The organism is Candidatus Nanosyncoccus nanoralicus (assembly GCF_004138405.1).
Lineage (GTDB): Bacteria > Patescibacteriota > Saccharimonadia > Saccharimonadales > Saccharimonadaceae > Nanosyncoccus > Nanosyncoccus nanoralicus.
The window spans coordinates 9,600-11,220 of record NZ_PRLL01000018.1 but is presented as its reverse complement, the minus strand read 5'-3'; the positions used below and the strand labels follow the sequence as shown (position 1 = coordinate 11,220).

Here is a 1,621-nt window from a genome sequence, read left to right as displayed (position 1 = left end):
ATTAATATTTATCGTTCTCGTCCAGTTATTATTAAGGCAGGCACCACCAGTAAATTCATCATGTCTGCCAATCTTGATCCAAAAGAAATTGCCCGTGATGCTGGCATTACTATTTATGATGGTGACGAACTTAATTTAATATCTGGTCAAAATATCCTTGAATCAGGTATCGCTACCACCTATCAACTCACTCGTAATGGCGGTCGCACTATTACTATCGAAGAAGACATTCCATACGCTGAAAAAACTATTAGCGATGCTTCACTTGCTACCGGTCAGACCAATCTTCGTCAGGTTGGGGAATTAGGTCGTAAGAATTCTGTCTACCGTGTAAATTTTGTTAATGGTAAAGAAGTTTCTCGTGAACTAATCAGTTCTGAAACTGTTAAAAACCCAGTCGATCGCGTTACTGCAGTTGGTATGAAAAAATCAGTTCCTCCCGAATGGGAAGCCTGTGCCTCCTACGCACGTGCCGCTGGTGTCTCCGAAGCGGATCTTCATGTTGCTCTCACCTTAATCTATCGTGAATCTGGTTGTCGATTTGACGCTACGAATGCCGGCAGTGGTGCTTATGGTATTCCGCAAGCGCTTCCAGGCTCCAAAATGGCAAGTGCTGGTGCAGACTGGCAAACCAACCCAGTCACTCAAATTCGCTGGATGATCGGCTATGTGACTGGGCGCTATGGTGGTTGGAGCCAGGCTTGGAGCTTCTGGCAATCACGCCACTGGTACTAGGAGAAACTGATGTTACAGAATAAAAAACACCTTGGACAAAACTGGCTCAAAAACCGACCAGTTCTTGAAGAAATCGCTGAAAGTGCAGTGATAGATACTGATGATCCGGAAACTCCTCAGCCCCTCTGTCTTGAAATTGGTCCAGGCCTCGGTACTCTCACTAGCTCTCTGCTGCGTCGCTTTCCAAAAGTTCTTGCTGTCGAATATGATGAAAAACTTGCCACCAACCTTCCAAATTCTTTTCCTGGTAAAAATCTCCAGGTTATTCATCAAGATTTTCTTCAATTTGATCTCAATCAAATCAAAGAGCCATATGTTGCGGTTGGCAACATTCCTTATTACATCACCAGCCCAATTATTCAGAAATTAATTTCCGCCTCCAATCCACCAGAGAAAATTGTTTTGCTTATGCAAAAAGAAGTCGCAGATCGCCTACTTTTGGATGTGGGGCGATATACTTATCTCACCCTTGCCGTCCTTAATTTTGCCGATGTCTATCCAGGAGTTTTTGTCGACCGCAGCCTCTTTACGCCACCACCCAAAGTTGATTCAGCTTCTGTAGTGTTAATGCCTCGTAAGCAGCCTATTGTAAATCCGGAGGTTTTACGCTTTATTAAGCAGTGTTTTATGAATCCACGTAAAAAACTAATCACTTGTCTTCCATATATTACTCAAAAATCGCGTGAAGAAATTAAAGAGCTCTATCAAACTCTAGGTTTGGAAGAGAATTATCGCCCTTCTGATCTCACTCTTTCTGATTGGCAAAAAGTTTACGATTTTGCTCAAAAAATCTAGTCCAAGTTGTTGAGATCGGCTAATTATGCTAAGATAAACATAAGCGTTTATCTAATATTTTATCTAATCAAAGGAACAAAATGGATCCAAT

Annotated in this window: 2 protein-coding genes; both read left to right on the top strand. The window is 42.1% G+C overall.

Annotated elements, in window-relative coordinates:
* A partial coding sequence (locus G3KMM_RS02335) for a resuscitation-promoting factor (RefSeq protein WP_195157082.1) occupies positions 1 to 735 on the top strand: 735 nt, incomplete at its 5' end.
* A gap of 9 nt (positions 736 to 744) precedes the next feature.
* A complete protein-coding gene (gene rsmA / locus G3KMM_RS02330) occupies positions 745 to 1,530 on the top strand; it encodes a 16S rRNA (adenine(1518)-N(6)/adenine(1519)-N(6))-dimethyltransferase RsmA (RefSeq protein WP_129605063.1) in 786 nt (261 codons plus the stop codon).
* Positions 1,531 to 1,621 lie beyond the last annotated feature (91 nt).